Here is a 24874-nt window from a genome sequence, read left to right on the forward strand (position 1 = left end):
TCCGGCGCGGGCTCGGTATTCCAGCGGAACTTGCCGCGTGCGCCCGTGGAAATCGCCCCGGCCCGCCCTATCTGCCAGATTCGCGCTCACCGCAAACGAAGTGTCCATGACCGAACAGACGCTCGCCGCGCCGATCGACGACCAACAGGAACGCCAGCGCGGTTTCTCGCGCTACCAGTCACTCCTCATCGCGCTGCTCGCGTTCACGCAGTTCACGATCATCCTCGATTTCATCATCATGTCGCCGCTCGGCGCCATCCTGATGCCCTCGCTCAACATCACCACCGGGCAGTTCGGCATCGCGGTGTCGGCTTACGCATTCAGTGCCGGATTGTCGGGCATTATGGCTGCCGGCTTTGCCGACCGGTTCGATCGCAAGCGGCTGCTGCTGTTCTTCTATGTCGGCTTCGCGCTCGGGACCCTGCTCTGCGCTGTGGCGCAGAATTACCATGTCCTGCTGGCGGGCCGGATCGTGACCGGATTGTTCGGCGGCGTGATCGGCTCGGTCGTGCTTGCGATCGTGACCGACCTGTTTCCGCTGCACTTGCGCGGCCGGGTGATGGGATTCATCCAGACCGCGTTCGCCGCAAGCCAGGTGCTCGGCATTCCGGCCGGGCTGTTTCTCGCCAATCACTGGAACTGGCATCTCTGCTTCTTTGCGATCGTGGCGCTATCGATTGCGGCGATCGCCGTCATCGCCTTCGCGATGGAGCCGGTCGATACGCATCTGAAGCTGAAGCAGGACAGGAATCCGTTCCACCACCTGATCGCGACGGTCAGTGAGCCGCGCTACACGCTGGCCTTCGCGGTCACGACCTTGCTGGCGACGGGCGGCTACATGCTGATGCCGTATTCCAGCGCCTTCACCGTGAACAATATCGGCATCGACATGGTGCATCTGCCGACCATCTATCTCGTCTCCGGCCTGTTCAGCATCGTCACGGGGCCGATGGTCGGCCGCGCCAGCGACGCCTTCGGCAAATATCCGACCTTCGTGTTCGGCTGCGTGATGACGATCATCATGGTGCTGATCTACACCCATCTCGGCCACGTCTCGCTGGTGACCGCGATCACCGTCAACGTGCTGCTGTTCGTCGGCATCTTCTCGCGCATGATCCCGTCGCAGGCGCTGATCTCGGCGATCCCCGATCAGAGCCAGCGCGGCGCGTTCAGCGCGGTCAGCGCCTCGCTCCAGCAGCTCTCCGGCGGGCTCGGCTCGGTGCTCGCGGCCGCGATCATCTCGCAGCAGCCGGACGGCTCGCTGCTCCATTTCGACCGCATCGGCTACGTCGTCGTCACAACGACGATCGTCACGCTGGTGGCGATGTATTTTGTGCAGAAGTCGGTCGCGGATCGGGTGGCGAGGCGGGTGGTTTGAGAGTAGATGGCCTCACTCGGCGCAATGCGGTTTCTCAAACTCGAAAAACGCAGCGTGCTAGCTCCTGCTGCATATACTGAACACTATGTGTCAGCCATCTCGTAAGGCCGGCAAGATCGGGTGGCATATTCATATGCTGACCATGGACGTCGGATGTTGCCGGCAACCACCATCTCGCTGCGCTGGCGAGATGCATCTTTTCGATGCTTATCGTGCGCAGAAGATCATTCAAGTCCGGCATGCGTTGTTCCGCGCCGAAATCCTCAACCGCCTCAGCGAGCTCTACAGCAAAACCTTCGTTCTTCCTCTCAGCAAGACTTTCCAAAATGTCGATTTGCCAATGCGGGTGGCCCGCCCCTGAAGTTTGAAAAGAAAGACCAGCGCCAGTCCAATCTCGTATTCCAGGCCATTCCAGGCGAAACGCTTGGGGCTTGATAGGATCACCTAGATAACCAAAATGTACCGTGAGGCCAAGCTGGCGGAATACAAACGGGCGCGGACCAACCTCAATATCCCAGACCTCCTGCAGACCCAGCCATGCAAACAGATCTTTTTGCAGTGCTCGGAGGGGGACGACCCGGGCCGCGCCACCCCGGTTCCGATCCACGCGCTCGCACGCAGAACCCTTTAAGCCGACCCATACTCTCTCTGCTTGAGCCTCGGCATCGATCCTAAGCTGCTGAGCGTTGAAGCCGAGCAGTGGCGCCAGTTGAGAGGATATGGAGAGCCATCGCTGGTCGAGGGCTCCCTTGGTTGCGCGCAATTCAATGAGCGGCGCCTTAGATATTTGCGAGGCCTGGCGTGCCATAAAGCTCCGTCACGAGTTGGGCAGTTCGTGTACGCCAGACTGGGTCAGCAAGATCAATCGATTTTCCGTTTGCGGCCAGCCCTCGGACCAACTTCCCCTGCCGAGATGCAACACTTAGCTCGCGAAGGTTAGGAATTGGAATCGGACCGACATGGCGTGAGCTAACATCGTATTGGCCGCCAGCGACGTGGGGGGAATAGAGGGACAGTAGCTTGATGAATACAGGCGAGTTGAAAAGGGCCGTATACGCGGAAAGGATGTCCGACGTCGACAACTGTTGAGGATCATCGTCGACCAATACTGCCTTCGGCATCCAAACATGACCCATTACAGGGATGTATTCAGCTTCAAGATCAGCTGCAAAGCCACCCTCGGCAGCGAAGAATTTTGAAATGATGCGTGGTGTCTTGTCGAACGCATATGCGCGGGGATGCATCAGCCCCCACCAATCGGCTCGGCGGGCCCGAACGATCGATGCCCTACGCTCTAATCTCTCCCGATTTGGCCCAAGGTATTTTGCAAAGTAAGTTGGGACCGCCCGCTCAAGCTCCTGTTCTCTTGTGAACAAAGGTCCGCTCGGGCCATGAGGAAAGAAAACCCGGTACGGTTTGAAAAAGTGTGCGTTCTGGATCGAGTCTGACATTGTCGCCAGCCTGAAAAAGCCGCGCTCTTTATTTGGAAGGGTACGCCATTCATCAAGTGTAAGCAGCAGGACCTCGTTGAGTCCCGTTTGAACTCCTTGGGCGACATCGAACAAATCGCTGATCGAAGGCAACAAGGAATCTTTAAGGTCTCGGAGGATCCGTTCAGTGCTTGGGGTCGGGAGGCGCCATGTAGGACGTCCGCGTAAAGTAGAGACGGGGACTGGAAAGAGATTCCAGCCCTCTTCTATGACGGCGTTGCTGGGTGCTTTACCATTAAGCTTTCGCAAGTACCGGAGAGCGTTACTCGTTGCGTTCGACTCGTTTTCTGTAACTAGCGCCACGAACTCCGATGAAGGCGACTTCTTGGATTTCTGAATGACGGAACAAGCAACCTGCACCAGTGCATGCGTGAACAGGCCAAAGTCACCGATGGACCCCAACAGTCTAACTTGGCCAAGATCCAATAGGCGCTCGCGCCACGAGCCGGCTGCCTTCAACGAGAGCAAGCTCGATGGAAAAAGCGTCCCAACAACTCCTCCCTCTTTTACAGCCTCAAGCGCTCGAACTACAAAGGCCATACTGTAGTCTCCGCGCGATGCACTAGCGTCTGTTGCATCTCGCAGCTGCTCACGTTGCTCTGGCGTCTGCGCACCAAATGCGATGAAGGGCGGGTTCATCACGATGACGTCGGCGTGATGTGGCATCCCGAGATCACCAAGGGCATCCCCCACGCTCAATTTGAGTTCAACTCCGCCTTTTGGTTCCCAATCTCGTTTGGCCGCAGACAATACAAACCGCGCCATGGCGATGGCCGCGCTAGATATATCTGAGCCGACAAGAGTGAGACGGCCCTGAAAATTCATTCTTCGCAGGGCTCGATAAGCCTCGTGCAAAAAAGCGCCTGAGCCGCAGGAGGGATCGCCCAGCGTTAGCTCCGAACGTTGAGCCAAATCTGGGAGAGTATTGAAGACTTGCTCGACCAAGCTTCTTGCAAGTGCCGGAGGTGTGAAGTGAGTTCCGCCTCGGCTCGTCGGCTTCACCTCTGGAGCACCGATCAATCCGAATAGATCGAACCCGGTACCGCCACGCAAAAGCTCGAAGTGAGCCTCCTGGAATAGTTGTCCCCCAGCATGCCTTATCGCGAGGGCGGGATAGAGCTCCAGAAGAGAGAGCGAGCCAGTTGCCTGTTCAATTTCCGTTACTGCAGCTGCCAAGCCGCTTGAGTCTAGCCTGGAAAACAGCGTGGGGCCATCTCCGGATAGCCCATAAAAAGCGGGACGCTCCGATGCGTCTTCGCGTGCGATAAGGAACGCAAGAGCAGTCGCAAAGACATCAGTTGTTCTGATATCCTCAACACCAGCTTCGTGGCTCAATGCTCGGATCCGACGAAAGAAGCCCAGAAGGTGATCGACTACTGTCTTGTTCGATCTCAAACGATCGTCATTGAGGTACGCATAGAAGCGATCCAAGCCTCGGTCGACGCTATCACGATCGAAAACACGAGGTTCGGTAGGCTTATCCCATCGAACGACTGCCACTTTGGTGGGTGTAACCGTGACGTGATGAGGAATATCGCTCGACCACGCCCACGCGGCAGGGCTCGTATCCCGCCACAGCTCGTCGTCCGATGAAGATAGCGCGAACGTTCCACTGCCCCCGTCAAGCAGAACGGCGTGCTCTCCAGACGGAGCTGCTTCAGCGCCATCGAACAGCGGAGCTGTCGCCAAGCCAAATTGGCTGCTCCAAAGTTGCGTCGTCGTTAACTGGCTCATCGACGCACCTCAATCGCCGCGAACAGGGGAAGCTGCAATTCGGGTGGCGCTGCTTTATCTAATGCCAGGGCGCGCAGGTGGGGATCGAGGGGAAGGGCCACATGAGCACCCAATTCCAATTTTTCAGAAGCGCGCACCAGAACTGCATCGTTTGTGCTGGGAAACACGATCGATGTCCCCCAAAGGGCGGGAAAGGACGATTGCCGGAAGATCTTCTGGCAGTGCCCAATCGCCGGCCGCCACACGATTATCTCGATACCGAAGCGATCATGAAGTTCATTCAATACGCGCAATGACAAAATCGTTTGCCAAGAGAACAAGGCGTGTCTGCCTCGTCCTGCTGCCGGCACGTCGGGCGCAACCACGGCGCGTCTGCCACACCACTCGCGGAGCTGGTGCGCCGTCAGACCAGACAGACGGATCGCGTCGGATGCTTGAACAAGATCCATAGAGGATGGGTACCATACCCATTATAAGTTATGAAAGAATTTGTTTCTCAAGGCCATGGAGCAATTTCGGAGCCCACATCGTTTTCGGCTACGTTTAGGTAGCCAGCTTCTATTTCCGCACGATTTCCCGCAGTGAGCGCGGACCCGACTTGGCGGAGGAACCAAGGGTCGTCCGTCGGATAAACCGACGACCGCCCACAACCTTCGGAATCTGGATTGAAACGGTTCGGTCGATTCCACCACAAGGCAGAAACATCGGCGGGCTTCCAAAGCTGAAAGATGTGGCGAGAAGAGCTAGCCAGTGAGCTATGCAGGTAAGCCGTTTGGTACGCGAATAGCGCTATGGCTGGCGTCTTGCGTAGCCAGCATCTCTAAAGTCCCTGCCTGATCAATTTCAAGCGCTTGGGAGAGAGATGGTGCCCAGGAAAGGACTCGAACCTTCACGGCCGTTAAGCCACTGGCACCTGAAGCCAGCGCGTCTACCAATTCCACCACCTGGGCATGCCGTTTCGGCACGGGGGCGTGTACTACGGTTCGGTGACGCGGTTGTCAATCAGGCGATGGGTTGCGGATTGCGCAGCGCAAAACGGCCCGATACAAGCCTTTCAGGCGAACCCTTCCTGAGGAATAGACCCCATGGCAACGAATTCGGAAACTCTCGTCACGGTTTTCGGCGGATCGGGGTTTTTGGGCCGGAATGTCGTCCGGGCGCTGTGCCGCCGCGACTATAGGGTCCGGGTCGCGGTGCGGCGGCCGGAGCTCGCCGGATACCTCCAGCCCTCGGGCAGGGTCGGGCAGGTCCACACCATTCAGGCGAACCTGCGCTATCCGGCCTCGGTCGAGGCGGCGATGCGTGATTCGCATATCGCGATCAACCTGGTCGGCATCCTGGCCGAAAGCGGCGCGCAGACGTTTGACGCCGTCCAGGCCAAGGGCGCCGAGACCGTCGCCAAGGCGGTGGCCGCCGCCGGCGCCAGCCTGGTGCATGTCTCGGCGATCGGCGCCGATGCCGAGTCGCCCTCCCGCTACGCCAAGGCCAAGGCGGCCGGCGAGGCGGCGGTGACGGCGGCAGTGCCGTCGGCCACGATCGTCCGCCCCTCCGTGATGTTCGGGCCCGAGGACCAGTTCACCAACCGCTTTGCTGCGCTCGCCCGGATGTCGCCGGTGATGCCGCTGATCGGCGCGGACACGAAGATGCAGCCGGTCTATGTCGGCGACGTCGCCACCGCGATCGCGGATGCCGTCGAGGGCAAGGCCAAGGCGGGCGCCACCTACGAGCTCGGCGGGCCGGAAGTGCTGACCATGCGCGAGATCATGCAGGCGATCCTCGCGATCGCCGACCGCAAGCCGATGCTGGTGCCGCTGTCGTTCGGCCTCGCCCGCCTCAAGGCCGCGTTCCTGCAATTCGCGCCGGGCATGCTGAAGCTCACGCCCGACCAGGTCACGCTGCTTGAGCGCGACAACATCGTCTCGGACGCGGCGAAGGCCGCCGGCCTGACGCTGGAAGGCCTCGGCATCACGGCCGATTCGCTGGAAGCGATCGCCCCGCAATATCTCTGGCGCTTCCGCCCACAGGGTCAGTTCCAGCGCAAGAGCGCGTGAGGCTCAGAACTTCAGCTTCTTGAACACCGCTTCCGGCAGCGCCTTGATGATGAACATCACGAGGCGCCATTTGCCGCTGACATAGACGACGTCGGTCTTGTTCTCGACGGCAGCGAGGATCGCATCGCCGACCACGGGTGCTTCGACCGTGAGCGGGCCGATCAGCTTCATGCCCTCGGTCATCTTGGTGCGGACGAATCCGGGCTTCACCGTGACGACGTGCACGCCGCCGCGGCTCGCACGTGCGCGCAGGCCCGACAGGAAGGCCGAGAAGCCGGCCTTGGCCGAGCCGTAGACATAGTTCGAGGACCGCCCGCGATCGCCGGCGACCGAGGACACGCCGACGATGGTGCCATGGCCGCGCGCCAGAAACTTTTCGGCGAACAGGCCGAGGATCAGTGACGGCCCCTCATAGTTGGAGCGCATGATCGTGATGGCGTGGGCGAGATCGCTCTCCGCCTGCGCCTGCACGCCGAGCAGGCCGATGATCGAGATGACGACGTCGGGCAAGACCGGAAGGCTGCCGACAAACCCGTCGAACGAGGCGGTGTCGAGCACGTCGAACTTCAACGTGCTGCCTTCGATGGTGTAGCGCGCGCGCAGATCGGCGGCATCGGGCTCCAGCGCCGCAGCATCGCGCCCGGCAAGGGCGACATCGTAGCCCGCTTTGGCGAAGGCGCGCGCGGCGGCGCGGCCGATATCGGAGGAGCCACCGAGCACCAGTACGGATTTGCGCGACGTCACGGTTGCACCTCATCGAATAAACGCTGTGAAAGTTTTGAGCGGATAGCCCCGGCGGGATCGAGCGATTTTCGGATCGCGTTGAACCGCGCGAGCGCGGGATAGCCGGCCTCGAAGGTCGCGCGCGATTGCCGCGCGTCTTTCGCGAGATAAAGCCTGCCGCCGGCGGCGACGACCAGGCGGTCGATCTCGTCGAGAAAATTCAGGATCTCGCCCCTCACCGGAAAATCCAGCGCCAGCGTATAGCCCGGCAGCGGAAACGACAGCAGGCCGTCGCCCTGGCCGAGCTTCTTGAGCACCGCGAGGAAGGAGGCATCGCCGCGCCTGGAGACGCGATCGAGGATCTCGCCGATGGCGCTGCGCGCGCCCTGCTCCGGGATCACGCATTGATGCTGGAGGAAGCCGCGGCGACCATAGATGCGATTCCATGCCGCGATGCTGTCGAGCGGGAAGAAATACGGATAGAGCGAGACCACATGGCCGCCGCCGGCGCGGCGCGCGCCCATCCGGTAATAGAGCTCGTTGAAGGCGCGGATGCTGTATCGATTCAGCGTGATCGACGGCAGATCGACCGGCACGGCGAGGCCGGGATCGTTGCCGGCCGGAAATCGATCCGCGCTGTCGGCCAGTTCGTCGGCGCGCGCGTGCTCACCGAGATAGATCAGCGAACGGCCGAGATCGCTGCCGCGTGCCACGCAATCGATCCACGCCACCGAATAGGTTGCGGCATCTCCTGCATCGAGCGCGCGCATGGCGGCGTCGAGATCGGACGCGGCGATCACCCGCTCGCGGATCCAGCCGGTCTCGACGGTGCGCAGCCGCATCGTCGCTTCGAGGATGACACCGGTCAGCCCCATGCCGCCGATGGTGGCAAAGAACGCATCGGAATTCTGCTCACGCGAAGCTTCCATCACCTCGCCCTGGCCGGTGCGCAACAGGATGCTGTCGACATAGCGACCAAAACCGCCCTCGCAATGATGGTTCTTGCCATGCACGTCGGCCGCGATCGCGCCGCCGACCGAGGCGAATCGCGTGCCCGGCACGACGAAGGGCAGGAAGCCGCGCGGGCCAAAGGTGTCGATCAAGTCCGAGAGCAGCACGCCGGCTTCGAGACGAATGCGGCCGGTCGCGGGATCGAACGACCTGACCCGGTCGAACCCCGTCATCGCAATGGTCCGGCTCACCCCGATCGCCGCATCGCCATAGGCGCGGCCGTTGCCCCGCGCCACGGAGCCCGGCACGACGGCTTCGCTGACCGCCTCAAACGAGCGCGGCCGCGAAAGATCGGTATCGACGACCGGGAAGCGTCCCCAGCCGCTGACGAGGGTCATCGGTCAGCTCCGTCGCATGGCGCACACCGCCCTGCTCCCGGACCTGCCTAATGGTCAAAAGCTGATATTGCGTTGAGGCGCCTCAGCAAAGGTTAACGGCCGAGCGCCAGAGCGATCAGGCCGAGCGTGCCGACGATGACGCGCCACCAGGCGAACACCACGAAGCCGTGGCGGGTGACGTAACCGAGGAACGCCTTCACCACAATGATCGCGGTGATGAACGACACCACGAAGCCGATCGCGACGATGCCCATGTGGTCCATCGTCATCTCGGAGCGGTTCTTGTAGAAATCGTAGGCGAAGGCGCCGATCATGGTCGGGATGGCGAGGAAGAAGGAAAACTCCGCCGCCGCGCGCTTGTCGGCCCCCAAAAACATCGCGGCGACGATGCTGGCGCCGGAGCGCGACACGCCCGGGATCATCGCAATGCACTGCGCGATGCCGATATAGAGATACATCAGCAGCGGAAATTTGGTGGCGTCATGCTCGCGCGCCTTGAGATCGAGCCGATCGACCCACAGCAGGATGGCGCCGCCGACGATGAGCGAGAAGCACACCACCCAGGGATTGAACAGCACGCTCTTGATGTATTTGCCGGCGATGAGACCGACGATCACCGCAGGCAGGAACGCCACCAGCACGCCGATCACGAAGCGGCGGGCATAGGCATCACCGGTGAACATGCCGATCGCAACGTCCCACAATTTCTTGAAGTACAGCACGACGATCGCGAGGATCGCGCCGAGCTGGATCAGAACCGTAAACGAATCCCAGAAGGCGCCTTCGCCGAGGCCGAAGAAACGCTCTGCGAGCAGGAGGTGGCCGGTCGAGGAAACGGGAAGGAACTCGGTCACACCCTCGATGATGCCGAGGATCACTGCCCGTATTGCATCTGACATATTTACGGTCCATTTCCGCTGGAAAAGCGGGGCTCTTCTCGCCTATTCGCCCCTTTGCTGCAATCGCAAAATGCGCCATCACGCCCTTGCTTCGCGGTTTTGAAGGACTAGTGTGGCGCCGCACAAACATTGATGGATTCTTAAGCACCATCAAATACTCAAAGGCTTCATGTTTACGCTGTTTCATCATCCGTTCTGCCCGCATTCGCGCTTCATCCGCCTGGTCGCGGGCGAATACGGGCTCGACCTCAAGCTGGTCGAGGAGCGTAGCTGGGAACGGCGCGAGGCATTTCTGCTGCTCAATGCCGCCGGAGCCACGCCCGTCCTGGTGGATGACGAGCAGCCGCCGATCCCGGGCCCGGCCATCATCGCCGAATATCTCGACGAGGCCTATGGCGCCGAGATGGGACCCAAGCGCCTGATGCCGGAGACGATCGCCGAGCGCGTCGAGGTGCGCCGGTTGATGGCCTGGTTCAACGAAAAATTCTTCGAGGAAGTCTCGCACCCGCTCGTCACCGAGCGCATCTACAAGCGCTTCATGAGCGAGGAGAACGGCGGCGGCCCGCCCTCGGCCGACGTGATGCGCGCCGCGAAAGCCAATGTGCGCTATCATCTCGCCTATATCGGCTGGCTGGCGCAGACCCGTAATTTCCTCGCCGGCGACAGGCTCACTTACGCGGACCTCGCCGCCGCGGCGCATCTCTCGGCGATCGACTATCTGGGCGACGTGCCATGGAGCGAGGACGACGCGGCAAAGGCGTGGTACGCGCGGGTGAAATCCCGCCCGTCGTTCCGTCCGCTGCTCAGCGAATGGCTGGCCGGCGTGCCGGCGTCGCGGACCTATGTGGACCTGGATTTCTGAACTCCGATCCGTCTGAACTGAAGACGGCGCTTGCGCGCGAAGCACGCGCGCTCGGTTTCGACTGCATTGGCATCACCGAACCCGGCACGATCGAGAGCGCCGGAAAATATTTCCTCGAATTCATCGCGACCGGCGGCCATGGCGACATGGACTGGCTTGCGGCACAGCCGGAGCGCCGCGTCGATCCGCGCGGGCTGTGGAGCGACGTGCGCTCGGTGATCATGCTTGGTGTCAACTATGGCCCCGACCAGGATCCACTCGCGATCCTGGCGCAGCGCACGCGCGCAGCGATCTCGGTCTATGCACAGGGCGACGATTATCACGACGTGATCAAGAAGCGCCTGAAGACATTGGCGCGCTGGCTGGTTGCGACCGCACCTTCGGAAGTGAAAGTGTTCGTCGACACCGCGGCCGTGATGGAGAAGCCACTCGCGCAGGCCGCGCATCTCGGCTGGCAAGGCAAGCACACCAATCTCGTCTCGCGCGAGTTCGGCTCGTGGCTGTTTCTCGGCGCGATCTATACCACGCTCGAACTGCCGCGCGACGGTGCCGAGATCGATCATTGCGGCTCGTGCCAAGCCTGTCTCGACATCTGCCCCACTGCGGCGTTTCCCGCGCCCTACAAGCTCGATGCGCGTCGCTGCATCTCGTATCTCACCATCGAGAGCAAGGGCGCGATCCCGCACGAGTTTCGCAAAGCCATCGGTAACCGCATCTATGGCTGCGACGATTGCCTCGCAGCCTGCCCCTGGAACAAGTTCGCGCAACAAGGCCGCGAAGCAAAGCTCTCCGCGCGAAACGAATTGCGGGCGCCTCCACTCGCCGAACTGGCGCGGCTCGATGACGCCGCGTTTCGTGCGCTGTTCGCGAAATCACCAGTGAAGCGTATCGGCCGCGACCGTTTCTTGCGGAATGTGCTGATTGCGATTGGAAATTCCGGCGAGGTCGCGCTGGCGGAGGAGGCGCGGCGATTGATGCATGATGCAAGCCCGCTGGTGCGTGGCGCGGCGGTGTGGGCGTTGGGGCAGCTGCTGCCACCGAATGATTTCGCAGAGGCCAAGGCGACCGTGATCGCGAGCGAACGCGACGAGAGCGTTTGCGAGGAATGGCGGGCTGTTTCCCAGACTTGATTTCCCCGCGCGTTCCCGCAAAGTCGCGCGCCATGACAACAAACATGCCTTTCTTCACCCGCAACGGTGATACATTCCATCCGACGGAAGTCGCCAACGGTCCGTGGGATCCGAAATCGCTGCACGGGCGCGTCATCGTCGGCCTGCTTGGCTTCGCCATCGAGGAACGCCATTCCTGTCCTGAATTCGTGCCGGCACGGCTGACCGTCGACATGTTTCGGTTGCCGACGATCGACAAGCCGATCGAAGTGACGACGCGACTGGTGCGCGATGGCTTGCGCATCCGCGTGGTCGAGGCGGAATTCGTCTCCGGCGGCGTCAGCATGGCGCGCGCCTCCTGCCAGCTGTTGCGGCGAACGCAGAATGCAGACGGCAACGTCTGGTCGCCGCCGAACTGGGACGTGCCAAAACCCGCCGACATTCCCAAGCCGACCGATCCCAGGCTCGGCTTGAACGGCAAATGGGCGACGCGGCCGATCGTCGGCCATATGGGCTCGCTTGGTCCGCGCCGGCTCTGGATGAGCGAGGTGCGCGAGCTCGTGGCCGGCGTGCCGATGACGCCGTTCGTGCATGTCGCTACAGGTGCGGATTTCGCAAGCCCGTTTGCCAATGCCGGCGACAAGGGGCTCGGCTACATCAACAGCGATGTGACGATCTATCTGCACCGCCTGCCGGTGACGAACTGGATCGGCTTCGAGGTGGTGAACCATCACGCCACCGACGGCGTGGCGATCGGCGAATGCTGGCTCTATGACGAGCAGGGCCGGATCGGCACGGCGACGGTCGCCGCGCTGGCGCAGCGCAAGCCGATGCCGAAGCCGCCGCCGTAGCAGGGCACGCACCACCCCTCTCCGCCGTCATTCCGGGGCGCGCCCCTTGGCGCGAGCCCGGAATGACGAGAGGAGAGACCTACGCCAAATGCCGCTTCATCTCCGGCCGTGCCTTGAGCTCGGCGCCCTGCTTGCCGACGATCTTCGCAATGCGCTCTGGCGCAAACTTCAGATCGACGAATGCCGGCGCGGTGTTGGCGACCTCCTGATAGCTCACGATCTTGCCGTCGCGCAGCGTCATGATGGCGACGCCCTCGAACATCGCCCGCGCGCCGCCAGCTTCCGGCAAGGTTGACTTGTAGCTGAACGTGTAGCGCGCATAGAGCGTGGTGCCGGTGGTGACGGGGTCATGCATGTCCCAGCGGAAATCGGTCGCCGTGCGATAGAACCAGTCGTCGACCATCGCGGCGATCTTCTCGCGGCCCGCGAAGGCGCCGTAGAACACGTCGTGATAGACGCCATCCTCGGTGAAGAGACCAGCGAAGGCACGGCCGTCGCGTTGTTCGACGGCGTCGCAGAAGGCGCGCAGCATGGCGGTGGTGGTCATGGTAGTGCCTCCCGGTGTTTGTTGTTGTGCCCTCTCCCCTTGTGGGAGAGGGCAGCTCCGCTCGTAGACGCGCATTCACTTGGGTGAGGATCGGTCTCCGCAGAGGCAACCCCTCATCCGGCGCTTCGCGCCACCTTCCCCCACAAGGGGGGAAGGAAGAAGAGCACTTCACTCGATCTCGGCCACCGCGGCAAGAAGGCGCGCGATGTCCTGCGGGCGTGACAGGCGGTGGTCGCCGTCCTGGATCATGGTCAGCACGACGTCGTCGGCTGGCAGGCGATGCGTCAGCGCGAAGGCGTGCTGCCAGGGCACGTCCGGATCCTGCGCGCCCTGGAGAATGCGGACCGGACAGCCGAGATCGATGGCACTGCCGAGCACAAGGTGATTGCGGCCCTCCTCGATCAGGCTCCGCGTGATCGGATAGGGCGAGCCGTCGCCATATTCGGACGGCCGCAGCCAGAAGCCCCTGGTCTCGATCTCTTTCTTCACCTCGGGCGAAAAGTTCTTCCACATCAGTTCTTCGGTGAAGTCGGGCGCCGGCGCGATCAGCACCAAACCGGCGAGAGACGCTTTCCCCGCACGTTTCTTGATCTCGCGCGCGAGCAATAGCGCCATCCAACCGCCCATGGAGGAGCCGATCAGAACCTGCGGGCCGGTGCAGAACCGCTCGAACACCGCGACGCTGTCCTCGAGCCAGCTCCCGATGGTTCCCTCGGCGAAATCGCCGCTGGATTCGCCATGGCCGGAATAGTCGAACCGGACACACGCGCGGCCGCGTTCTCCAGCCCAGCCATCCAGCGCCACCGCCTTGCCGCCCTGCATGTCCGACTTGAAGCCGCCCAGCCAGATCAAGCCAGGTCCTTGGCCAGGTCCTTGCCCAACGCGGCGGCGCACCGCAATTCTGCGTGCTGACGGACCCTCGCCAACTTCGATGAAGTCAAGCACGGCATCGGGAATTGCATTGGTCATGGAACGTTTACTCTGGCTGTCGGGTTTGAGCTGTCCGGACGTGTTCCGCGAGATAACCCTGTACCCGCATTGACCCTTAGGGACGCTTGCGGAACAGGCGCAAGGTGTCTATGTCGAGCACCGTGCCGATGGGCGTGGCCAAAATGTCTCGCATTTGAGGGTTTTTCGCTTCTCGCACGAGCGACTTGCTTGCCCGCAAACGCATCTTCCTTCAAAATAGCCGCTTCCTTTCACAACTTTGGAGAACCACCCATTCGCCGTCCCAATAGAGCCCCGGCCCCTGCCAGCAAAGACGGGCCGCGCATCAACGATGATATTCGCAATGCGCAGATCCAGCTAATCGATCAGACCGGCGATAACAAAGGCACGGTCGAGACGATGATGGCCATCAAGATGGCCCAGGAAGCTGGCATGGATCTGGTCGAGATTTCGCCAAATGTCAGCCCTCCCGTCTGCAAGATCATGGACTACGGGAAGTACAAGTATTCCGCGCAGAAGAAAGCCGCCGAAGCCCGCAAGCGCCAGAAGACCGTCGAGATCAAGGAGATCAAGCTCCGCCCGATGATCGACGATCACGACTACGACGTGAAGATGCGCGCGATGCAGCGGTTCTTCGAAGAGGGCGACAAGGTCAAGATCACGCTGCGCTATCGCGGCCGCGAAATGGCGCACCAGGAGATCGGCACCAAGCTGCTCGACAAGATCAAGAACGACGTCGCCGAGCTCGCCAAGGTCGAGCAGGACGCCCGGTTCGAGGGCCGTCAGGTCGTCATGGTGCTGGCACCGCGCTGACGCCTGATCGTTGCAGCCGAAGTTTCAACGGCCCGTCCGGATCTCCGGCGGGCCGTTTTGTTTAATGGCTTTGTCCGACGTATCGCGGCCAGCTCCGCTGCACCTCTCCCGCTTGCGGGAGAGGTCGACACGCTCGCAAGAGCGTGGCGGGTGAGGGCTTTCTCCTCTTGGGGGTTCTCGCTTGCGAAGACACCCTCTCCCCAACCCTCCCCCGCGGGCGGGGGAGGAGCGCACCGCCGTGGTGACGACGATTTGCCTCGAACTTAGGTCCGCGTCGCCTGCCAGGTGCCGCTGCATTGGTCGCCGGAGATGATGCCCCGCCAGGAGCCTGCCCCGGCCGCGCCGCCGAGCCGGCCGCCGCCAGTGGCGTGGGAGGCGCCGACCGACACCTGAACCGCGACGGCGCCGCCACGATTGACCGTGCCAGAGACCCGTCCGCCACCAGCGGACGAGACCCGGTTGCCGGTCACGGTGAAGGGAACACTGTAGCCCGAGCTGCAATTGCCGCGGGTGGTGGCGAAGGTGACGTTCCAGACGCCGTCATAGCCGCCGATGCGGGCATCGGCGGTCGACGGGACGATGGCCGCGGCAAGCGCGGCGAGAAGCGCCAGACGGCGCGGAGAAGCGAAAACAGACAAAAGCGATTGAGAAAAATGGGCCATTTTAGTCCTGCTCTGGGCGACACGACTTGGACATGAAGGTAGCAATTCCGAATAGTCGCTGACTACGTTCCGGCGGTTCATCGTTGCCAATTCGCCCGTTCTCTGTCATAAGCCCGGCCTTCATCGCCCGGCTGATTAAGGGCTGCCGTGGCGGTGTTTCGTGCGGGTTTCGCGCTCGTTCGCAAAACCTGAGCACAATCAACGCTCTAACGAGCATTTTAGACGGCCAGCCGCCTTCGCGGGCGGCGTTCTGTTGTGGCCATAGGAGAGCAAAATGCCCAAGCTGAAGACCAAATCGGGCGCTAAGAAGCGCTTCAAGGTGACTGCCACCGGCAAAGTGATGTTCGCCCATCGCGGCAAGCGTCACGGCATGATCAAGCGGACGAAGAAGCAGATCCGTCAGCTTCGCGGCACCAGCGTGCTGTTCAAGACCGACGGCGACAACGTCAAGAAGTACTTCTTGCCGAACGCCTGATCGCGTCCACGATCATTGCCATCCACGCCGCGCCTCGCGCGGCGATCCGAAACCTAAGTCATCTCTGAAGGATTTTTGTCATGTCTCGCGTCAAACGCGGTGTGACCGCCCACGCCAAGCACAAGAAAGTCTACAAGGCCGCCAAGGGTTTCTATGGCCGCCGCAAGAACACCATCCGCGCCGCCAAGCCGGCCGTCGAGAAGGCGCAGCAATACGCCTTCCGTGACCGCAAGCGTAAGAAGCGGACGTTCCGCGCGCTCTGGATCCAGCGCATCAACGCGGCCGTCCGTCCGTTCGGACTGACCTACAGCCGATTTATCGACGGCATGGCCAAGTCCGGGATCACCGTGGACCGCAAGGTGCTGTCGGATCTCGCGATCAACGAGCCCGCGTCGTTCCAGGCGATCGCCGAGAAGGCCAAAGCTGCGCTAGCCGCCTAAAAGGCCGCGCTGGCCGCCTGAGGCTTGCGCTAGCGGGCTTTCGAGCCCGCAGCCTTCAGTGCGCGTTGCGAGTAACGCTGGGCGACCTCCGCCCGGCAGAACGCCGTGAACGACAGATACATGGTGCCGGACTTGTTCCGGTACTTGCCGTCGCACACGCGCATCTCGCGTTGGTAGGACTGCCTCTGGACGGCGCTGAGGCCGGGCCTGAAATCCGCCTCGCATTTCTTCTCGACGGCGGCGCCAAGCTCGACATCGCCGCTCGCGGTCAATTCGCAATCCTTGAAGACCTTCATCGCGCTTTCGCAGCCCTTCTGGGCACTGATGGTGTCGGCGACCTCGTCCAGCGTCATGGATTTGTCCATGCAGACCATCGCACGCGCAGGCGTCCCGGCGATGGACAGAACGATAGCAAGAACGGCCGGGCAGGATTTCGAAAGCATCGCGGAAGTCTCCTCGTATCTCCCTTGGTGCCCGGCCTCCGCGCGAGGTTCAACCCAGCCGGTCGCAAGCCCGAAATGACCGGCTTTTTGCTTGACGTTACGGCCTTCGGGCGGCGACAACCCAGCCGAATTTGGAGCTAAGGATTTGACTGTGTCCGACCTCGCAACGCTCGAAACTTCCATCCTCGACCAGATCGCCTTAGCCGGCGATGAAGCCGCGCTCGAAGCGGTGCGCGTCGCGGCCCTCGGCAAGAAGGGTTCGATCTCGGGACTCCTTGCCACGCTCGGCAAGATGTCGCCCGACGAACGCAAGACGCAAGGCGCCGCGATCAACCAGGCCAAGGACAAGGTCACCGAGGCGCTGACCGCGCGGCGCGACGTGCTGAAGTCGGCCGCGCTCGATGCGCGGCTGGCGTCGGAGACCATCGACGTCACCCTGCCGCTGCGCGATGCGCCGACCGATGCCGGCCGCATCCATCCGCTGAGCCAGGTCTGGGACGAGCTGACCACGATCTTCGCCGACATGGGCTTCTCGGTCGCCGAAGGACCCGACATCGAGACCGACGATTACAACTTCACCAAGCTGAATTTTCCGGTCGGCCATCCGGCGCGCGAAATGCACGACACGTTCTTCTTCCATCCGAAGGAGGACGGCTCGCGCATGCTGTTGCGCACCCATACCTCGCCGGTGCAGGTGCGCACCATGCTCAGCCAAAAGCCGCCGATCCGCGTGATCTGCCCAGGCCGCACCTATCGCATCGATTCGGATGCGACCCACACGCCGCAATTCCACCAGGTCGAAGGCCTCGTCATCGACAAGCACTCGCATCTCGGCCACCTCAAATGGATCCTGCACGAGTTCTGCAAGGCGTTCTTCGAGGTCGACCACATCAACATGCGCTTCCGGCCCTCGTTCTTCCCGTTCACCGAGCCGTCGCTGGAAGTCGACATCCAGTGCCGCCGCGACAAGGGCGAGATCCGCTTCGGCGAAGGCGAGGACTGGCTCGAGATTCTCGGCTGCGGCATGGTGCATCCGAACGTGCTGCGCGCCTGCGGCATCGATCCCGATGAGTACCAGGGTTTTGCCTGGGGCATGGGCATCGACCGCATCGCCATGCTCAAATACGGCATCGCCGATCTGCGCCAGCTGTTCGACAGCGACGTCCGCTGGCTCAACCATTACGGCTTCAAACCGCTCGAAGTGCCGACGCTCGCGGGAGGGCTAAGCTCGTGATGCTCGCTCTCCAATGTGAGACTGCGAAGATTCTCTCCGTTCCCTGCGTCGAGAGAGCCCTCTCCCTGCCCCTCCCCGGCTTGCGGGGGAGGGAACGGATGGAGCGAGCGCGTGGCCTCGCGGGTACGCATTCTTTGTCCGCACGACAGGTCGAACCCCCTCCCCCGCTTGCGGGGGAGGGTTGGGGTGAGGGTATCTCCTCAATGGGGTTGCCAATGGTTGATCCTAAACATCCCGATTGGAAAGTATCGACTAAGCTCCGCGCCAACGCTCGCGCTCTCAGGCGCAATTCGACCGATCCGGAACGTATCATCTGGTCAGAGCTGCGCGGCGGCCGGCTAAACGGCGCAAACTTCCGCCGTCAGGTACCAATTGAGAACTATATCGCTGACTTCATCTGCCATGCGGCCAAGCTCGTCATCGAACTCGATGGCGGCCAACATTTCTCCGATAAAGGCGAACGCGCAGATGCTCGGCGCTCTGCAATCATCGAAGCGCGGGGCTTCAAGGTGCTCCGCTTCAGCAATCTCGACGTCATGACCAATCGTGCGGGCGTTCTCGAAACCATTGCGACTACCGTCGCGGAGAGAGCCCCCACCCCAACCCTCCCCCGCAAGCGGGAGAGGGAGCAGACCGTCTCCGTGGAGAAGAAGCAGCCATGAAATTCACCCTCTCCTGGCTGAAGGACCATCTCGACACCGACGAGCCGCTGGAAAAGCTCGCCGACAAGCTCACCATGATCGGGCTCGAGGTCGAGAACATCGAGGACAAGGCGAAGGCGCTGAAGCCGTTCACCATCGCGAAGGTGATCTCGGCCGAGCAGCATCCGAACGCCGATCGCCTGCGTGTCTGCATGGTCGACACCGGCGACGGTGGCGCGCCGGTGCAGGTCGTGTGCGGCGCGCCGAATGCGCGCACCGGGCTCGTCAGCGTGTTCTCGCCGCCGGGCACCTACATTCCCGGCAAGGACATCACGCTCGGGGTCGGCACCATCCGCGGCGTCGAGAGCCGCGGCATGCTGTGCTCGGCGGCCGAGCTCCAGATCTCCAACGACCATGACGGCATCATGGAATTGCCGGCCGATGCGCCGATCGGCGCAGGTTATGCCGAATGGGCGGCGCTGGGCGATCCCGTGGTCGAGATCAATCTGACGCCGAACCGGCAGGACTGCACCGGCGTGCACGGCATCGCGCGCGATCTCGCCGCCGCCGACATGGGCAAGTTCAGGGATCCCTCGATCAAGCCGATCAAGGGCGAATTCCCCTGCCCCGTGAAGGTCACGGTCGAGGACGCCGCACTCTGTCCGGGCTTCGCGTTGCGCCTCGTGCGCGGCGTCAAGAACGGCCCGTCGCCGGAATGGCTGCAAAAGCGGCTGACCGCGATCGGGCTGCGCCCGATCAACGCGCTGGTCGACATCACCAACTTCATGACCTACGACCGCGCGCGGCCGCTGCACGTGTTCGACGCCAGGAAGGTCAAGGGCAATCTGGTCGTGCGCCGCGCCCGCGACGGCGAGACGCTGCTCGCGCTCGACGGCCGCACCTACAATCTCGATCCGGCCATTTGTGTGATCGCGGACGAGCACGGCGTCGAATCGCTCGCCGGCATCATGGGCGGCGAGGCCTCGGGCTGCGACGAAGATACCACCGACGTACTGATCGAATCGGCGCTGTGGAACGAGATCAACATCGCCCAGACCGGCCGCAAGCTCGGCATCAATTCGGATGCACGCTACCGCTTCGAGCGCGGCGTCGATCCGGCCTTCATGGTGCCGGGGCTGGAGCTTGCGACCAAGCTCGTGATGGAGCTGTGCGGCGGCACGCCGTCGGAGAATGTCGTGGTCGGCAAGACCTTTGGCGACGACCGCGTGATCGATTTCCCCGTGACCGAGGTGAAGCGTCTGTCCGGCATCGAGGTGCCGCAGCCGGAGATGAAGCGCATCCTGTCCCATCTCGGCTTCATGATGGCGGGCCCGGGCCCGGTGGTGAAGGTCGCGGTGCCGTCGTGGCGCTCGGACGTGCACGGCAAGGCCGACATCGTCGAGGAAGTCGTCCGCATCTACGGTGTCGACAAGGTGCCGATGACGCCGTTCGAGCGCGGCGAAGACGCGCGCAAGCCGGTGCTGACGCCGCTTCAGCTTCGCACCCGCCGCGGACGGCGCGCGCTCGCGAGCCGCGGCATGGTCGAGGCGGTGACCTGGTCGTTCATCACCAAGTCTGCGGCACAACTGTTCGGCGGCGGGCAGCGCGAGCTCGAGGTCGCCAACCCGATCGCAGCAGACCTCTCCGACATGCGGCCGAGCCTGCTGCCCGGACTGGTCGCGGCGGCACAGGCCAATGCCGATCGCGGCTTTGGCGATGTTGCGCTGTTCGAGGTCGGTCAGGTCTTCAAGGGCGATCGGCCGCAGGATCAGTTCATGGCGGCGAGCGGCGTGCGCCGCGGCCTTGCATCGTCGGAAGGATTGGGACGGCACTGGTCGGGCTCGTCGCAGGCCGATGTATTCGACGCCAAGGCCGACGCGCTCGCGGTGCTGGCCGCGGCCGGTGCGCCGATGCAGGCGCTTCAGATCGTGGCCGGCGGACCGGCATGGCTGCATCCCGGCCGCTCCGGCACGATCCAGATCGGCCCGCAGAACGTGCTCGGCACCTTCGGCGAGATGCATCCGCGCGCGCTCGAGGCGCTCGGCGCCGACGGCCCGCTTGTTGTGTTCGAGGTGATCCTCGACCGCATCCCCGAGGCGAAGAAGAAGCCGACCCGCGCAAAACCCTTGATCGAGCTGTCCGCGTTCCAGCCGGTCTCGCGCGATTTCGCCTTCATCGTCGACCGTGCCGTGAAGGCCGGCGACATCGTGCGCACGGCGCAAGGCGTCGACAAGAAGCTGATCACCGCTGTCAACGTGTTCGACGTCTATGAAGGCAAGGGCATCGACGACGGCAAGAAGTCGATCGCCATCGCCGTGACGATTCAGCCGCGCGAGAAAACCTTGACCGACCAGGAGATCGAAGCCGTCGCCGCGAAGATCGTAGCCGAGGTGACGAAGAAGACCGGCGGCGTCTTGCGCGGATGAGCCTCACCGATTTCCTCCCGAAGGACGTCAGCCTCACCATTGCGATGGCGCTCTGCGCCGTCGCTTTCGTTTCGGGCACTGCCCGTGGCTTCTCCGGTTTCGGCTCGGCATTGATTTTCATGCCGCTCGCGAGCAGCATCGCTGCGCCGCGGCTCGTTGCAGCGCTCTTGCTCGTCATCGATTTCGTTGCGGCGGCGCCGCTCTTGCCGGATGCGTGGCGAAAGGCGGACCGCAAGGCGACCGCCGTGATCGTGCTGGGCGCGCTGGTCGGCGTGCCCGTCGGCACCTATTTCCTCAGCGTGCTCGAGCCCGTCACCACGCGCTGGATCATCTCGTGCTTCGTCGCCGCGCTGCTGCTTCTGCTGCTGTCCGGCTGGCGCTATCGCGGCAAGGACCACGCCTGGCTCTCGGTCGGGATCGGTGGCCTCTCCGGCTTCTGTAGCGGCTTGGCGCAGACCGGTGGCCCTCCGATCGTCGGCTACTGGCTCGGCCGCCCCATTGAGCCCATTGTCGCGCGCGCCAATATCCTGCTGTTCTTCGGCGCCTCGGATTTCTTCTCGATGGTCAGCTACGCCACCACAGGCCTGATCTCACGCGAGTCGCTTGTGCTCTCGTGCATCGTCGGCCCGGTCTACGCCATCGGCGTCGCCTTCGGCGCCTCGCTGTTCGGCCGCGCCAGCGAAAAGATCTTCCGCGGCATTTGCTACATGCTGATTGCAATGGCCGTGATCGCGGGCCTGCCGGTGCTGGACGGAATCTTACGCTGGTAGCCCTGCGGGCTCACCGCCGCCGCCGCTTGGTCGATTGCGTCGGCACGTCGGCCGGCTGGTCCTTGAGCGCGCCGATCTTGCGCAAGGCCGCATCCGCGGCGCGCTCACCGCTTTCCCAGGCGCCGTCGACCGTGCCCCACAGCGTCTCGTGGGTGGCTTCGCCGGCAAGGAACATGCAGCCGATCGGCTCGCCCAGAATTTTTCGCGAGAGCTGACCGCCGGGCGAGGACGCGGACATCGCGCCCATCACATAGGGCGAGGCATTCCAGCGCGTCGCGCTGGTCTTCTGCACGACGGCTGCGGCCTCGCTGCCGAACAGCTTTGTGATCCATTCCTTTGCGAAGGCCGCCATCGCCTTCTCGCCTTGCTCTGAAAGGTTCCGGCCGAACGCGCCGCCGACATCGATCGAGCACAACGATGAGCCGCCGATATTGGCGTACATGAGCGCCGTGCGCGTTGATGTGCTTTGCTCGATCAGGATGTCGTCGCGCGACAGGCCAAGCGGATTGCCCGGCAATTGCAGCACGATGTGATCGTAACTGCCGAGGCCGAGCTTCGACGCCGCATCGAGCGTGCGCTTGGGAATGTCGGGCGCGAACTTGATTGCGCCCGCGGTGAGCACATTGGTCGAGACCGTGACGATGGCGGCGCGCGCGGCGATCTTGCCGGCCGCTGTCTCCACGCTGACATCGCGATTGCTCCAGACGATCCTGCTCGCCGGCGTCGAGAGCGCAACCGGCGCCGGCTCGCCGAGTTTTGTGATCAGTGTTCCCAGCCCCTGGCGGCATGCGATCGCGGCATTGCGGTCCTGCGCGCGCGACTTGTCGATCGCGGAAAGGTCTTTCAGATCCTTGCCGGCAAAGCTTGCGCCCAGCACGAACTCGGCCGCGCCCGCCCAGTCGCCGAGATCCTTCGGCAACACCGACCCGCACGCTGTATCGAGCTTGCCGCGCGCGGCCTCGTCGATGGCGCGGTTGGCCCGTACCAGCGCCGCCAGAAATTCCTCGGTCTCACCAGCCCGCGCATTGCGGCGACCGATGCGCATCTTCTGGCCGGCCGGCGCCGGCAAAACGTCGAGCCCGACGCTGCGCGCGAGCCGGATCATCGGGTTGGTCTCGGGATTGTGCATCCAGCGCGCGCCGCGATCGAACGGCACGTCGAAGGTTGTGCTGTCGGTGATGCAGCGCCCACCGATCTGCGAGGCCGCTTCGACCACGACGACCTTGCGGTTGGCGGCCATCACGCGCCGCGCTGCGGCAATGCCTGCCGCGCCCGCGCCGATCACGACAATGTCAGCCTCGCGCGGCAGAGGTGCGGCGGTTGCGCGCAGGATCGGCGTGGCGGCAATAGCTGCCGACGCCGATAGGAAGCTGCGGCGCGTGATTGTCATGTCATGGTTTCCGGGGACTTGCGGCGAACGGGAACAGCCCGCGAACCTTGCCGCATCCGATGTTGCGCGGCAACCATCATGGTGAATCAATCGTGTTTGACATCACAGAGCCATGAACTGAATTGCAACAGGTTTCGGCCATGATAGAGATGGAAAAAAGACGGCCAGAAAGGCCCGGGGAGAGTTCATGGGGACGGTCCTAGATTCAGTCGGCAAGGTGATTGCCGCGTACCTCTCGAAGGAGGTGCCGGGCTACGAGCCGTTCACGCCGAGCGACCCTGAGCACCTGCGCGGCGTGATCCAGCCCGGCGACGTCATGCTGGTCGAGGGCAACAACCGCATCTCCGGCATCATCAAATACCTGACGCAGTCGACCTGGTCGCATGCCGCGCTCTATGTCGGCCCCGTCGAGGGCGCGCAGGAGCCCGACGGCGAGCCGCATGTGCTGATCGAGGCCAATATCGGCGAAGGCGTCACCTCGGCGCCGCTGTCGAAATATTTTCCGTATCACACCCGCGTCTGCCGTCCGGTCGGGCTGTCCTACGAGGACCGCACCACGGTCTGCCGCTATGCGATCAACCGCATCGGCTTCGGCTACGACACCAAGAACATCCTCGACCTGATGCGCTTCCTGTTTCCGCTGCCGGTGCCGCAGCGCTGGCGGCGGCGCATGATTGCGCTCGGCTCGGGCGATCCGACCAAGATCATCTGCTCGGCGCTGATCGCGCAGGCGTTCGACGCAGTGCGCTACCCGATCCTGCCGAAGATCACCAAGGCCGGCAGCCGGGCCGCCCGCCGCGAGATCCTGCACATCCGCGATTCCTCGCTCTACATGCCCCGCGACTTCGACATCTCGCCCTATTTCGAAGTGGTCAAACCCACCATCGTGCATGGCTTCGACTACACAGCCCTGCACTGGGCCGACAAGCAAAAGCCGCTCGAGGAGGTAGCGGGCTCATTCGGTGTGTTTCCAGAAGCGCTCCGTGCGCCGCCGCTCGTTCCTGAAGCGATTGACGAAGAAACGCCGGGTGAAGTTTCGGCTACAGAAGTGACGCGCGAGCCCGCGGAGATGGGCGTCGCCTTCTCCGAGCATTTCGTGATGCTGACCGAGCTCGCGATGTACCGCGTGCGGGAGCAAGCGTGCGAGATGGCGGCGTAAGCCTCCTCTGTCGTCCCGGCGAAGGCCGGGACCCATACTGCGTGATCTCTCGGTTTGCGGGCGGTCGATGTACCAAAGACTAGTCGTCGCCAAACTGCTCCCTGTGGTTATGGGTCCCGGCCTCCGCCGGGACGACCCTGGGGAGATATCTCGTGCCTACACGAGATTGTCGCGGACGAAAACCTACCGCTCCGCCCGCCCGATCACCGCCATCAGCTCAGCGATCTTTTCGCGCTGGTCGGCCTTGTCGCCGCTCGCGATGGCGTGCTCGACGCAATGGGCGACGTGATCCTTCAAAACCTCTTCCTCGACCCGACGCAGCGCGGCGCGCACCGCCGAGATCTGCGTGACGATGTCGATGCAGTAGCGGTCGTCCTCGACCATTTTCGAGAGGCCGCGAACCTGGCCCTCGATCCGGCCGAGACGTTTCCCGACGGATGCCTTGATGTCCTTGCGCATGACGTCTATATACCCCCCTAG

Annotated in this window: 25 protein-coding genes and 1 tRNA gene; 13 read left to right on the forward strand and 13 right to left on the reverse strand. The window is 62.9% G+C overall.

The window, feature by feature from the left end:
• The first annotated feature begins 106 nt into the window (after positions 1 to 106).
• Entirely contained in the window at positions 107 to 1378 is a 1272-nt protein-coding gene (locus IC761_RS00580; protein WP_195801393.1) for an MFS transporter, read from the forward strand.
• Positions 1379 to 1412: 34 nt separating this feature from the next.
• On the opposite strand, the gene IC761_RS00585 is transcribed toward IC761_RS00580, so the two are convergent.
• The 4 genes from IC761_RS00585 to IC761_RS00600 form a co-directional block, all read right to left on the reverse strand.
• Positions 1413 to 2186: a hypothetical protein gene (locus tag IC761_RS00585; RefSeq protein ID WP_195801394.1), complete on the reverse strand. Its 774-nt coding sequence runs from the start codon at positions 2184 to 2186 to the stop codon at positions 1413 to 1415.
• Positions 2158 to 4602, reverse strand: coding sequence for an HsdM family class I SAM-dependent methyltransferase (locus IC761_RS00590; RefSeq protein ID WP_195801395.1), 2445 nt, complete (start codon positions 4600 to 4602; stop codon positions 2158 to 2160). The genes IC761_RS00585 and IC761_RS00590 overlap by 29 nt, the downstream gene beginning before the upstream one ends.
• Entirely contained in the window at positions 4599 to 4967 is a 369-nt protein-coding gene (locus tag IC761_RS00595; protein ID WP_246791420.1) for a hypothetical protein, read from the reverse strand. The genes IC761_RS00590 and IC761_RS00595 overlap by 4 nt, the downstream gene beginning before the upstream one ends.
• Positions 4968 to 5465: 498 nt before the next feature.
• A tRNA-Leu gene (locus tag IC761_RS00600) sits at positions 5466 to 5552 on the reverse strand.
• A gap of 135 nt (positions 5553 to 5687) precedes the next feature.
• Between IC761_RS00600 and IC761_RS00605 the strand changes: the two genes are divergently transcribed.
• Positions 5688 to 6653, forward strand: a complete 966-nt coding sequence (locus IC761_RS00605; protein WP_195801397.1) for a complex I NDUFA9 subunit family protein — start codon at positions 5688 to 5690, stop codon at positions 6651 to 6653.
• 3 nt (positions 6654 to 6656) lie between these two features.
• Here IC761_RS00605 and IC761_RS00610 read toward each other — a convergent pair whose 3' ends face one another.
• The 3 genes from IC761_RS00610 to IC761_RS00620 form a co-directional block, all read right to left on the reverse strand.
• Positions 6657 to 7397, reverse strand: coding sequence for an SDR family oxidoreductase (locus tag IC761_RS00610; RefSeq protein ID WP_195801398.1), 741 nt, complete (start codon positions 7395 to 7397; stop codon positions 6657 to 6659).
• Positions 7394 to 8725: an FAD-binding oxidoreductase gene (locus IC761_RS00615; protein ID WP_195801399.1), complete on the reverse strand. Its 1332-nt coding sequence runs from the start codon at positions 8723 to 8725 to the stop codon at positions 7394 to 7396. The genes IC761_RS00610 and IC761_RS00615 overlap by 4 nt, the downstream gene beginning before the upstream one ends.
• Positions 8726 to 8817: 92 nt before the next feature.
• On the reverse strand, positions 8818 to 9624 hold the full coding sequence (locus IC761_RS00620; protein ID WP_195801400.1) for an undecaprenyl-diphosphate phosphatase: 807 nt from the start codon (positions 9622 to 9624) through the stop codon (positions 8818 to 8820).
• Positions 9625 to 9793: 169 nt separating this feature from the next.
• On the opposite strand from IC761_RS00620, the gene IC761_RS00625 reads away from it, so the two are divergent.
• Genes IC761_RS00625 through IC761_RS00635 form a run of 3 tightly spaced genes read left to right on the forward strand, consistent with a single transcriptional unit; the run spans position 9794 to position 12446 of the window.
• Positions 9794 to 10486 carry a glutathione S-transferase family protein gene (locus IC761_RS00625; RefSeq protein ID WP_195801401.1) on the forward strand — a complete coding sequence of 231 codons (693 nt, stop codon included), beginning with the start codon at positions 9794 to 9796 and terminating at the stop codon, positions 10484 to 10486.
• A complete protein-coding gene (queG, locus tag IC761_RS00630) occupies positions 10435 to 11616 on the forward strand; it encodes a tRNA epoxyqueuosine(34) reductase QueG (protein WP_195801402.1) in 1182 nt (393 codons plus the stop codon). The genes IC761_RS00625 and queG overlap by 52 nt, the downstream gene beginning before the upstream one ends.
• 44 nt (positions 11617 to 11660) lie before the next feature.
• Positions 11661 to 12446, forward strand: a complete 786-nt coding sequence (locus tag IC761_RS00635; RefSeq protein ID WP_195801403.1) for an acyl-CoA thioesterase domain-containing protein — start codon at positions 11661 to 11663, stop codon at positions 12444 to 12446.
• A gap of 79 nt (positions 12447 to 12525) precedes the next feature.
• Here the strand turns inward: IC761_RS00635 and IC761_RS00640 are convergent, their stop codons facing one another.
• Both IC761_RS00640 and IC761_RS00645 read right to left on the reverse strand, forming a co-directional pair.
• Positions 12526 to 12993, reverse strand: a complete 468-nt coding sequence (locus tag IC761_RS00640; RefSeq protein ID WP_195801404.1) for a nuclear transport factor 2 family protein — start codon at positions 12991 to 12993, stop codon at positions 12526 to 12528.
• Positions 12994 to 13161: 168 nt separating this feature from the next.
• On the reverse strand, positions 13162 to 13962 hold the full coding sequence (locus IC761_RS00645; RefSeq protein ID WP_195801405.1) for an alpha/beta hydrolase: 801 nt from the start codon (positions 13960 to 13962) through the stop codon (positions 13162 to 13164).
• A gap of 252 nt (positions 13963 to 14214) precedes the next feature.
• Here IC761_RS00645 and infC point away from each other — a divergent pair, with 252 nt between their 5' ends.
• Positions 14215 to 14754, forward strand: coding sequence for a translation initiation factor IF-3 (gene infC / locus IC761_RS00650; protein WP_195804506.1), 540 nt, complete (start codon positions 14215 to 14217; stop codon positions 14752 to 14754).
• A gap of 263 nt (positions 14755 to 15017) precedes the next feature.
• Here the strand turns inward: infC and IC761_RS00655 are convergent, their stop codons facing one another.
• Positions 15018 to 15416: a hypothetical protein gene (locus tag IC761_RS00655; protein ID WP_195801406.1), complete on the reverse strand. Its 399-nt coding sequence runs from the start codon at positions 15414 to 15416 to the stop codon at positions 15018 to 15020.
• A gap of 274 nt (positions 15417 to 15690) precedes the next feature.
• On the opposite strand from IC761_RS00655, the gene rpmI reads away from it, so the two are divergent.
• Positions 15691 to 15891, forward strand: a complete 201-nt coding sequence (rpmI, locus tag IC761_RS00660) for a 50S ribosomal protein L35 (RefSeq protein WP_027535561.1) — start codon at positions 15691 to 15693, stop codon at positions 15889 to 15891.
• Positions 15892 to 15971: 80 nt separating this feature from the next.
• The gene (gene rplT, locus IC761_RS00665) at positions 15972 to 16331 is read left to right on the forward strand and encodes a 50S ribosomal protein L20 (RefSeq protein ID WP_195801407.1); all 360 of its coding nucleotides are present in this window, start codon (positions 15972 to 15974) and stop codon (positions 16329 to 16331) included.
• 29 nt (positions 16332 to 16360) lie between these two features.
• On the opposite strand, the gene IC761_RS00670 is transcribed toward rplT, so the two are convergent.
• Positions 16361 to 16774, reverse strand: a complete 414-nt coding sequence (locus IC761_RS00670) for a hypothetical protein (protein ID WP_195801408.1) — start codon at positions 16772 to 16774, stop codon at positions 16361 to 16363.
• A gap of 151 nt (positions 16775 to 16925) precedes the next feature.
• Here IC761_RS00670 and pheS point away from each other — a divergent pair, with 151 nt between their 5' ends.
• From pheS to IC761_RS00690, 4 genes are all read left to right on the forward strand, one after another.
• Positions 16926 to 18008 carry a phenylalanine--tRNA ligase subunit alpha gene (gene pheS, locus IC761_RS00675; protein WP_195801409.1) on the forward strand — a complete coding sequence of 361 codons (1083 nt, stop codon included), beginning with the start codon at positions 16926 to 16928 and terminating at the stop codon, positions 18006 to 18008.
• Positions 18009 to 18223: 215 nt separating this feature from the next.
• Positions 18224 to 18670 (forward strand): endonuclease domain-containing protein, encoded by a 447-nt coding sequence (locus tag IC761_RS00680; RefSeq protein ID WP_210338508.1) that lies wholly within the window; start codon positions 18224 to 18226, stop codon positions 18668 to 18670.
• A complete protein-coding gene (gene pheT, locus IC761_RS00685; protein WP_195801411.1) occupies positions 18667 to 21075 on the forward strand; it encodes a phenylalanine--tRNA ligase subunit beta in 2409 nt (802 codons plus the stop codon). Before IC761_RS00680 ends, pheT begins: the two co-directional genes overlap by 4 nt.
• Positions 21072 to 21845 (forward strand): sulfite exporter TauE/SafE family protein, encoded by a 774-nt coding sequence (locus IC761_RS00690; RefSeq protein ID WP_195801412.1) that lies wholly within the window; start codon positions 21072 to 21074, stop codon positions 21843 to 21845. Before pheT ends, IC761_RS00690 begins: the two co-directional genes overlap by 4 nt.
• A gap of 10 nt (positions 21846 to 21855) precedes the next feature.
• On the opposite strand, the gene IC761_RS00695 is transcribed toward IC761_RS00690, so the two are convergent.
• Positions 21856 to 23235, reverse strand: a complete 1380-nt coding sequence (locus tag IC761_RS00695; RefSeq protein ID WP_195801413.1) for a flavin monoamine oxidase family protein — start codon at positions 23233 to 23235, stop codon at positions 21856 to 21858.
• A gap of 187 nt (positions 23236 to 23422) precedes the next feature.
• Here IC761_RS00695 and IC761_RS00700 point away from each other — a divergent pair, with 187 nt between their 5' ends.
• Complete coding sequence (locus tag IC761_RS00700) at positions 23423 to 24394, forward strand: YiiX/YebB-like N1pC/P60 family cysteine hydrolase (protein WP_195801414.1); 972 nt, start codon at positions 23423 to 23425, stop codon at positions 24392 to 24394.
• Between the two features lie 183 nt (positions 24395 to 24577).
• Here IC761_RS00700 and IC761_RS00705 read toward each other — a convergent pair whose 3' ends face one another.
• Positions 24578 to 24853, reverse strand: a complete 276-nt coding sequence (locus IC761_RS00705) for a metal-sensitive transcriptional regulator (protein ID WP_045004787.1) — start codon at positions 24851 to 24853, stop codon at positions 24578 to 24580.
• Between the last annotated feature and the right edge of the window lie 21 nt (positions 24854 to 24874).

Origin of the sequence: Bradyrhizobium commune, from assembly GCF_015624505.1 — a bacterium.
Lineage (GTDB): Bacteria > Pseudomonadota > Alphaproteobacteria > Rhizobiales > Xanthobacteraceae > Bradyrhizobium > Bradyrhizobium commune.

What these genes read in the sequence shown, in the direction of transcription:
- IC761_RS00655 (WP_195801406.1), bottom strand. Translation starts at nt 15,416, where the DNA reads ATGGCCCATTTTTCTCAATCGCTTTTGTCTGTTTTCGCTTCTCCGCGC.
- rplT (WP_195801407.1), top strand. Translation starts at nt 15,972, where the DNA reads ATGTCTCGCGTCAAACGCGGTGTGACCGCCCACGCCAAGCACAAGAAA.
- IC761_RS00680 (WP_210338508.1), top strand. Translation starts at nt 18,224, where the DNA reads ATGGTTGATCCTAAACATCCCGATTGGAAAGTATCGACTAAGCTCCGC.
- IC761_RS00615 (WP_195801399.1), bottom strand. Translation starts at nt 8,725, where the DNA reads ATGACCCTCGTCAGCGGCTGGGGACGCTTCCCGGTCGTCGATACCGAT.
- IC761_RS00700 (WP_195801414.1), top strand. Translation starts at nt 23,423, where the DNA reads ATGGGGACGGTCCTAGATTCAGTCGGCAAGGTGATTGCCGCGTACCTC.
- IC761_RS00705 (WP_045004787.1), bottom strand. Translation starts at nt 24,853, where the DNA reads ATGCGCAAGGACATCAAGGCATCCGTCGGGAAACGTCTCGGCCGGATC.
- IC761_RS00690 (WP_195801412.1), top strand. Translation starts at nt 21,072, where the DNA reads ATGAGCCTCACCGATTTCCTCCCGAAGGACGTCAGCCTCACCATTGCG.
- IC761_RS00625 (WP_195801401.1), top strand. Translation starts at nt 9,794, where the DNA reads ATGTTTACGCTGTTTCATCATCCGTTCTGCCCGCATTCGCGCTTCATC.
- IC761_RS00635 (WP_195801403.1), top strand. Translation starts at nt 11,661, where the DNA reads ATGCCTTTCTTCACCCGCAACGGTGATACATTCCATCCGACGGAAGTC.
- IC761_RS00580 (WP_195801393.1), top strand. Translation starts at nt 107, where the DNA reads ATGACCGAACAGACGCTCGCCGCGCCGATCGACGACCAACAGGAACGC.
- IC761_RS00590 (WP_195801395.1), bottom strand. Translation starts at nt 4,602, where the DNA reads ATGAGCCAGTTAACGACGACGCAACTTTGGAGCAGCCAATTTGGCTTG.
- IC761_RS00585 (WP_195801394.1), bottom strand. Translation starts at nt 2,186, where the DNA reads ATGGCACGCCAGGCCTCGCAAATATCTAAGGCGCCGCTCATTGAATTG.
- IC761_RS00605 (WP_195801397.1), top strand. Translation starts at nt 5,688, where the DNA reads ATGGCAACGAATTCGGAAACTCTCGTCACGGTTTTCGGCGGATCGGGG.
- rpmI (WP_027535561.1), top strand. Translation starts at nt 15,691, where the DNA reads ATGCCCAAGCTGAAGACCAAATCGGGCGCTAAGAAGCGCTTCAAGGTG.
- IC761_RS00670 (WP_195801408.1), bottom strand. Translation starts at nt 16,774, where the DNA reads ATGCTTTCGAAATCCTGCCCGGCCGTTCTTGCTATCGTTCTGTCCATC.
- pheT (WP_195801411.1), top strand. Translation starts at nt 18,667, where the DNA reads ATGAAATTCACCCTCTCCTGGCTGAAGGACCATCTCGACACCGACGAG.
- IC761_RS00645 (WP_195801405.1), bottom strand. Translation starts at nt 13,962, where the DNA reads ATGACCAATGCAATTCCCGATGCCGTGCTTGACTTCATCGAAGTTGGC.
- IC761_RS00695 (WP_195801413.1), bottom strand. Translation starts at nt 23,235, where the DNA reads ATGACAATCACGCGCCGCAGCTTCCTATCGGCGTCGGCAGCTATTGCC.
- IC761_RS00640 (WP_195801404.1), bottom strand. Translation starts at nt 12,993, where the DNA reads ATGACCACCACCGCCATGCTGCGCGCCTTCTGCGACGCCGTCGAACAA.
- IC761_RS00620 (WP_195801400.1), bottom strand. Translation starts at nt 9,624, where the DNA reads ATGTCAGATGCAATACGGGCAGTGATCCTCGGCATCATCGAGGGTGTG.
- queG (WP_195801402.1), top strand. Translation starts at nt 10,435, where the DNA reads ATGGCTGGCCGGCGTGCCGGCGTCGCGGACCTATGTGGACCTGGATTT.